The organism is Photorhabdus sp. RM323S (assembly GCF_042879375.1).
Lineage (GTDB): Bacteria > Pseudomonadota > Gammaproteobacteria > Enterobacterales > Enterobacteriaceae > Photorhabdus > Photorhabdus tasmaniensis.
This window is the reverse complement of the sequence record NZ_JBHFKZ010000006.1, coordinates 152,925-159,506: the sequence shown is the minus strand read 5'-3', so window position 1 is coordinate 159,506 and position 6,582 is coordinate 152,925. Positions and strand designations below refer to the sequence as shown.

General features: G+C 41.9%; 7 protein-coding genes. 6 read left to right on the top strand and 1 reads right to left on the bottom strand.

The annotated features are described in order from the left end of the window. Both ACGF7G_RS05110 and cdiI read left to right on the top strand, forming a co-directional pair. Positions 1 to 2,475: DUF637 domain-containing protein (locus ACGF7G_RS05110; RefSeq protein ID WP_387463949.1), on the top strand; the 2,475-nt coding region annotated here is incomplete at its 5' end. Between the two features lie 10 nt (positions 2,476 to 2,485). Beyond that, positions 2,486 to 2,848, top strand: coding sequence for a ribonuclease toxin immunity protein CdiI (gene cdiI, locus ACGF7G_RS05105; RefSeq protein ID WP_133812679.1), 363 nt, complete (start codon positions 2,486 to 2,488; stop codon positions 2,846 to 2,848). A 54-nt stretch (positions 2,849 to 2,902) separates the two neighbouring features. Here the strand turns inward: cdiI and ACGF7G_RS05100 are convergent, their stop codons facing one another. After that, positions 2,903 to 3,118, bottom strand: coding sequence for a SymE family type I addiction module toxin (locus ACGF7G_RS05100; protein ID WP_166650283.1), 216 nt, complete (start codon positions 3,116 to 3,118; stop codon positions 2,903 to 2,905). On the opposite strand from ACGF7G_RS05100, the gene ACGF7G_RS05095 reads away from it, so the two are divergent. The 4 genes from ACGF7G_RS05095 to ACGF7G_RS05080 all read left to right on the top strand — a co-directional run bounded on the left by ACGF7G_RS05095 (position 3,022) and on the right by ACGF7G_RS05080 (position 5,547). Next, the gene (locus ACGF7G_RS05095; RefSeq protein ID WP_387463959.1) at positions 3,022 to 3,678 is read left to right on the top strand and encodes a hypothetical protein; all 657 of its coding nucleotides are present in this window, start codon (positions 3,022 to 3,024) and stop codon (positions 3,676 to 3,678) included. The genes ACGF7G_RS05100 and ACGF7G_RS05095 overlap by 97 nt on opposite strands. Continuing rightward, positions 3,679 to 3,966, top strand: coding sequence for a hypothetical protein (locus tag ACGF7G_RS05090; protein WP_133812677.1), 288 nt, complete (start codon positions 3,679 to 3,681; stop codon positions 3,964 to 3,966). It abuts the gene before it with no gap. Positions 3,967 to 4,211: 245 nt separating this feature from the next. After that, a complete protein-coding gene (locus ACGF7G_RS05085; protein ID WP_387463947.1) occupies positions 4,212 to 5,030 on the top strand; it encodes a hypothetical protein in 819 nt (272 codons plus the stop codon). A 13-nt stretch (positions 5,031 to 5,043) separates the two neighbouring features. Next, positions 5,044 to 5,547: a contact-dependent growth inhibition system immunity protein gene (locus ACGF7G_RS05080; RefSeq protein WP_387463945.1), complete on the top strand. Its 504-nt coding sequence runs from the start codon at positions 5,044 to 5,046 to the stop codon at positions 5,545 to 5,547. Positions 5,548 to 6,582 lie beyond the last annotated feature (1,035 nt).

Sequence of the window (6,582 nt, the reverse complement as noted above, 5' to 3'; positions counted from 1 at the left end):
CAGGCCACCAAACTGGCGGCTAAAGGGGCAATGGATGTGGCGGCACAAGGCGGTTACTTGTACGCTCAGGCGATGGAAGAATCCAGTCACTATGAGAAAACAGAGACCACGCATAAGTGGTATGGCAAAAAGAAAACCATTAAACACACCCGTCATGATGTTACTAACAAAGTGACTGAATTTACCGCCGGCGGCGATATTAACCTGTTAAGCCGGGATGACAGCACCTATGAAGCCAGCAAAATCGCCGCCAATCAACATGCCAGACTGACCAGCACGCACGGTCAGGTTAATTTTAAAGCGGTAAACAACAGCACCTTTGCGCAAACGATTACCCATTCCAAAGGGTTCTACATCAAGCAGACAGATAAAGGTTACACCGAAAATACCTGGGTGCTTCCTGCTATTCATCTCGGTGGAAAACTCACCGTAGAAGCAGCCAACGGTGTCAGCGCTGATATCAAAGCTAAAAATGGTCAGTCATTACAAGCTGTCGTCTCCGTCTTCGGTAATACCCCGGAAACCGCCTGGTTGAAAGGACTGAATGAACGTCAGGATGTTCAATGGAACGTAGTCAAAGATGCGTATGACAGCTGGGATTATAAAAGCCAACACCTGAATCCGGTGGTTTCGGCGGTGATAGCGATTGCCGTGGCTACCGTGACGGCAGGCACAGGCATAACGGCTTCGGTGGCCGGGTCAGCAGCAGGCACGGCAGGTTCAGCGGCGACGGCAGCGGGGGCAACCGCCAGCACCGCGGCTACTGTGGGCTCAATGGCTTACGGTGCGACAGCTTCCGGCATGGCGGCACTGGCCTCTCAGGCGGCGGTCGCCCTGGTGGATAATCAAGGAGACTTATCTAAAACCTTAAAGGCCATGGGCAGCAGCGATACCGTTAAATCAACCATGACCTCCATGGCAATGGGCGGTGCATTGGCGGGTTTTGACACGGTGATGGGATGGGATAACGCAGCGAATGGCGCAAAACTGGATCCATCAAAGGCAACATTACCTTCCCTGAGCAACGGCGACTGGAGCAAAGTGGCTCAACGGGTTGCAGGCCAATCCATTATCGGTGCCAGTCTGGGGACAACGATTAATGGCGGCAGTTTTAAAGATAACTTCACCACCGCATTACTTGCCAATATCGGCAATCAGATGAATGCAGAAGGGGCCGGGCTGATTGGGGATAACGGGGACATTCTGGGTGTGCCCGGTAAAGCCCTTAGCCATGCAGTGGTCTCTGCCCTGGCGGCGGAAATGGGGGGCGGTGATGCCAAAGGGGCGGCTGTGGGTGCATTGGCCGCAGAACTGGCGGCAATTACAATGGAAAGCCGGCTATTTGAACCATCGTACAAAAATGAAGCCGAGCGGCAAATTCATCAGCTTCAGGAAGCGCTTACGGGTAATGAAGCCAAGACCCAGACAGCCAAACTTATCGGGGCGTTGTCAGGTGCCCTGATAAGTCATACACCGGAAGGTGCTTACAGTGCGGCTAACAGCGCAGAGCTTGTCTATCGTAACAACATGACTGAGCATATGTTGCATCAGTTATCGGTTGATAATCAAAAAGATATCCTGGCGGCAGAGAAAGGGGATAAATCGGCGGCAGAACGCGTTATTGCGCGACGTGATGCCGCGATAACCGTGACCGCAGTGGCCGCAGGCGGATATGCACTGGCTTATGGCGGTTATATACTGGTGGCCGGATCGGCTGAAATGGCAGCGGCAGGGCGTATTGCGCTTGAAGGGTGTAAGACTAATCCAGCTCTGTGCCTGAATAACGTGGGCATTTTTGTTGCGGATACTATTGCGCCAGAAGCGGCGGTTGGCACGGGCGTTTTAGCGACCGGAGCCGTAAAAATATTAGGCAATACCCAAGAAGGTGCGAAAAATCTGGCAGGAGAATTGAGGGATGCCTCAAAACCGCTGTTAAGCAATGCCAAACCTGATACCCATGCTGTAACTCGCTTGATTGAAAAAGAGAAGTTGTATGCTGGAAAGGGGACGACGACCATCACAACCCCAGAAGGTATCAGTTTCCAGATTAACCAGCCGAAGCATTTAGCGACTGTAGATGGTTTTTCTCAAAAATCAGGTATTAGTGGGGCACACAATGCTGATGCGTTTAATGCAGCAGTAAAACAATATAACGTAAAAATTGTAAGTGAAACACCTACAGGTGTGAAAGGTATTACACATATTGAATATAAAATACCAGCTAAACATCCTCAAACAGGTGAAATTACTCACTTCAAAGGTAATGGTTCAAAACCATTTGAAAAGACTATCTATGATCCTAAAATTTTTACTGATAAGAAAATGTTAGAGTTAGGTCAACAAGCAGCTACCAGTGGTTACAAACAAGCTATAGCTAGAGGCCAACAAGCATATGATGCTACAACAAGTGGTGTTACATTTAGGGTATATCTTGATAAGAAAACAGGTGGGATAAGTAACTTCCATCCAAAATAGGACATAATAAATGAAATTTTTATTTGAGCTACCTTATGATCATTCTAATTTTGATTGGATCATAAAAAGCTATTTTGATCTTATGTATAATGACAATCGTTTTTTAGATGCCGTAGAAAATATTATCCAAAAAGACTCTTTTATACTAGATGGTGTATATTGCTTTTTTCCTGACATAAATAGTTATGATGAAAATGAACATTTTGAAGGTGTTCAGTTTGCTGTTGGTTATCCACCAACTGATGAAGATACGATAACAATCAGTGAAGAAACCTGTTATCACTATGTCAGATTAGCCTGTGAAAAATATCTAAAACTTCATCCAGAAGATACCGATAAGGTTAATGAGTTACTGACAAAAATACCAAAGTAAAGTCAACTCTCCCCGATCATACGATCGGGGGGGGGGAATTATTTTTATTAACTTTTAGAACTGATACACAAGTTTAATAATTAACTGGTCATCTTCTATTTTAACAATCACCGGTCTATTAGCATAAAAACCTATCTGTTCCAGCCATCGTCCCTTAATGGTGATCTGCTGAAATGGCAGCGGCAGGGCGTATTGCGCTTGAAGGGTGTAAAACGAATCCGGCGCTGTGCCTGAATAATGTGGGGATTTTTGTTGCAGATGCCATTGCACCAGAAGCGGCGGTTGGCACGGGCGTTTTAGCGACCGGAGCCGTAAAAATATTAGGCAATACCCAAGAAGGTGCGAAAAATCTGGCAGGAGAATTGAGGGATGCCTCAAAACCGCTGTTAAGCAATGCCAAACCTGATACCCATGCTGTAACTCGCTTGATTGAAAAAGAGAAGTTGTATGCTGGAAAGGGGACGATTAACCAACAATACCTTAAAGAAATGTCTAAGAATGGTGTCAAATTTTCACCTGAAAATGTCTTAAGAGCTGAAAAGTTAGCTGATGGTAAAATAGTGTTTCTTGAGAAAGGTAATTCATCGGCGGGGCTTCAACATATTGTAGAACGCCATGCAAATGACTTTGCTAAAATAGGTGTTTCAGAATCACAAATACCAAATATAGTCATGGATGCTGTTTCTAAAGGAAAGGTTGTCGGTTATCAAGGAAAAGGTACTGGACGTCCGATTTATGAAATTACAATCAATGGACAAAAGCAACGAGTAGCAGTGACTACTGGCAGTAATGGCTTTATTGTTGGTGCTAATCCAGCAGGGAGTAAATAGATGGAAAGAATAAAATTAATGGTTGATTACGATTGTTATCCATTATGGCTTGATTCAGATGATGAGATTGGGAATATTGATCCTGATGTTTTACCAATTAGTGATTCTCTCAAAGAGGAATTAAATAATTGGTCTAAACAATATGATGAAACATTAAATTTGGATGACCCTTTAAGCTCTGGATTTTCAACCCCAGAAGCAGAAATAGTTTTTAAGGAAAAAGGTCAATATCTGCGAGAAAAACTACAAACTGAGTTGGGTAATGACTATGAAGTAGTATATCAATAATGATTACTAATCCCCCGATCGTTAGTGAACTATCCTCCCCCGAATGGTTAGACAAACATATAACATTCGGGGGGAAGTTCATCCAATCGGGGGCTATATTCTTCTATTTTTATGACAACCGGTCTGCCAGCATAAAACCCGAGTTGTTCCAGTCAGAGCCCTTTAAGAGTGAGTTGAGATCTGGACACTGATTAGGCTATCCCCCAGAAAGTGCTTACAGTGCAGAGCTTGTCTACTGTAACAACATGACTGAGCATATGTTGCATCAGTTATCGGTTGATAATCAAAAAGATATCCTGGCGGCAGAGAAAGGAGATAAATCGGCGGCAGAACGCGTTATTGCGCGACGTGATGCCGCGATAACCGTGACCGCAGTGGCCGCAGGCGGATATGCACTGGCTTATGGCGGTTATATACTGGTGGCCGGATCGGCTGAAATGGCAGCGGCAGGGCGTATTGCGCTTGAAGGGTGTAAGACTAATCCAGCTCTGTGCCTGAATAACGTGGGCATTTTTGTTGCGGATACTATTGCGCCAGAAGCGGCTGTTGGAACAGGCGTTTTAGCGACCGGAGCCGTAAAAATATTAGGCAATACCCAAGAAGGTGCGAAAAATCTGGCAGGAGAATTGAGGGATGCCTCAAAACCGCTGTTAAGCAATGCCAACCCTGATACCCATGCTGTAACTGGCTTGATGGAAAAAGAAGCGTTGTATATAGAGCGCAACTCGGCAACAGCGACTGTCAGCGCCGCAGAAACCGGTATTCAATGGGGCAAAGGTAATATGAAGCAAGGTATGCCTTGGGAGGATTATGTAGGAACACAGCTTCCTGTCGATGCCAGATTACCGAAGAACTTTAAAACTTTTGATTATTATGATGGTGTAACCAAAACGGCAGTTAGCGCGAAGTCAATGGATACTCAGACTATGGCAAAACTGACCAAGCCAAATCAGATATATAGCTCGCTTAAAGGAAATATTGATGCTGCTTCGTTGTTCAAGACTCATACTTTATTAGATAGGAAATTGAATACGGGAAACATCAGGGTGTTAAGGTCACAGTGACACAGGTGAAATGATGATATTCAACAAAGATCAGGATTATTGGGCTGGTTGCTACAGCACTAATGAGTTTTTACTTATTGAAACTTATTCTGGATTGGGAATGGTTGGGGTCGATCCTTTATTTCCCCGCCATCTACTTGCACCAGATGCTAATAATAAAGATATCGGTGAAACACTGATACAAGCTCTGTCAGATAGTCGAACATTAACTTCTCTTGATGAGCGTGTGGTTTTTTTTGATCTTGGAAAGGGAAAAGAGAGATATAACGAAAAAGTAGGTATGCTCATGGAGAGGTATGGTTATAAAACTAAACGCGCCTTATTCAATGGCATGAAAAACTGCACTATTCATTGTATTAATGGCTTAATAAGCATTGAGCCAAGCTACCACGAAAAGCTTGAAGCTTGGAGCGGTGATAGAATTAAAGAATCTGATTATGTTGTTCTTCTGATAGATAGTTCTTCGGAGGAAATTGGAGCAGCTCTTAGATTGGCTTTTAGTCGTTGTATCGGTTAAATCAAGATCCCAGCCATAAAAAAGCTGGGATTTTTTCCCTTTTTGGTTGTTCAGCAAGTTGTTTTCTTTTCGGTGATTAGTTATCTAAGGATAAAAAAACAGGTATCTATTAATACCAGATTTTGAAAAGGTACAGAGTAACTAAAACGGCTTATTCCCATCATGTTTAATGTATTTATCAATAATGCTATCCTTTGCTTATTTTACATTTAATTGTCCTGCCATAACCATTTAAAAGCACGAAAAAAGAGATATTAAAGCTTTTATATAAAAGACGGATTTAACTATAAATGCAGTTTTTTAAATGACGTTAATCATTAACAGAAAACTTAAAATAAATCAGCGAAAAAAAGAATGTTTTCCGAAAAAACAAAGAGGTGTATTTATACCACCAAGCTATTTACGGATTGATTTATGAAGATAAAAGACTTATAAAAACCGTTCATAATTGCCAGTAAAACAACGCCAGTAAAGATAAAAAGCGAATGTGATTAAACGTAAAACACAATATGCCATGATGATTAAACTTAATGAAAAGTAAGTATTAAAAGCAGTAAAAGCAACGGTTAAAATCTTATAATACTGATTAAAACCAGCAGTTTTAAAGATGGCTTTTAATAACAGTTTAAAATATCCCTATCATAAATCTATCAGTGAAAATGAGAAAAATAATTGGCTTTATTAATGCTTATATACCACGGATAAAAGGACAAAAAAGAATATGAATCGGTTAATCAGACAATTTTTTTCCAAAAACAACCGATTTTAATAATGTTTTCAACCGGTTAATAAACTTTTTCATAAACCAGTTAAATAGTCATTTATGGAAAACAGGAATAATAAAATACGCAAATAAATAACTTAACTGAATACGAGCTGGATGACTTACAGCGCTATTGTATTGAATTTATTATGTAATACCGTGATACATTAAATACATCCGTTTAAACTCGTTTTACACTATTTATCCCGTTTAATAGCATTGCTTTTCTATCGTTTGATTTAAATCATGTCTCTTTTTATACCTTAAATGTG

Excerpts from the sequence above, each read along its gene's own strand:
- ACGF7G_RS05095 (WP_387463959.1), top strand. The coding sequence starts at position 3,022 with ATGGCAGCGGCAGGGCGTATTGCGCTTGAAGGGTGTAAAACGAATCCG.
- ACGF7G_RS05085 (WP_387463947.1), top strand. The coding sequence starts at position 4,212 with ATGACTGAGCATATGTTGCATCAGTTATCGGTTGATAATCAAAAAGAT.
- ACGF7G_RS05090 (WP_133812677.1), top strand. The coding sequence starts at position 3,679 with ATGGAAAGAATAAAATTAATGGTTGATTACGATTGTTATCCATTATGG.
- ACGF7G_RS05080 (WP_387463945.1), top strand. The coding sequence starts at position 5,044 with ATGATATTCAACAAAGATCAGGATTATTGGGCTGGTTGCTACAGCACT.
- cdiI (WP_133812679.1), top strand. The coding sequence starts at position 2,486 with ATGAAATTTTTATTTGAGCTACCTTATGATCATTCTAATTTTGATTGG.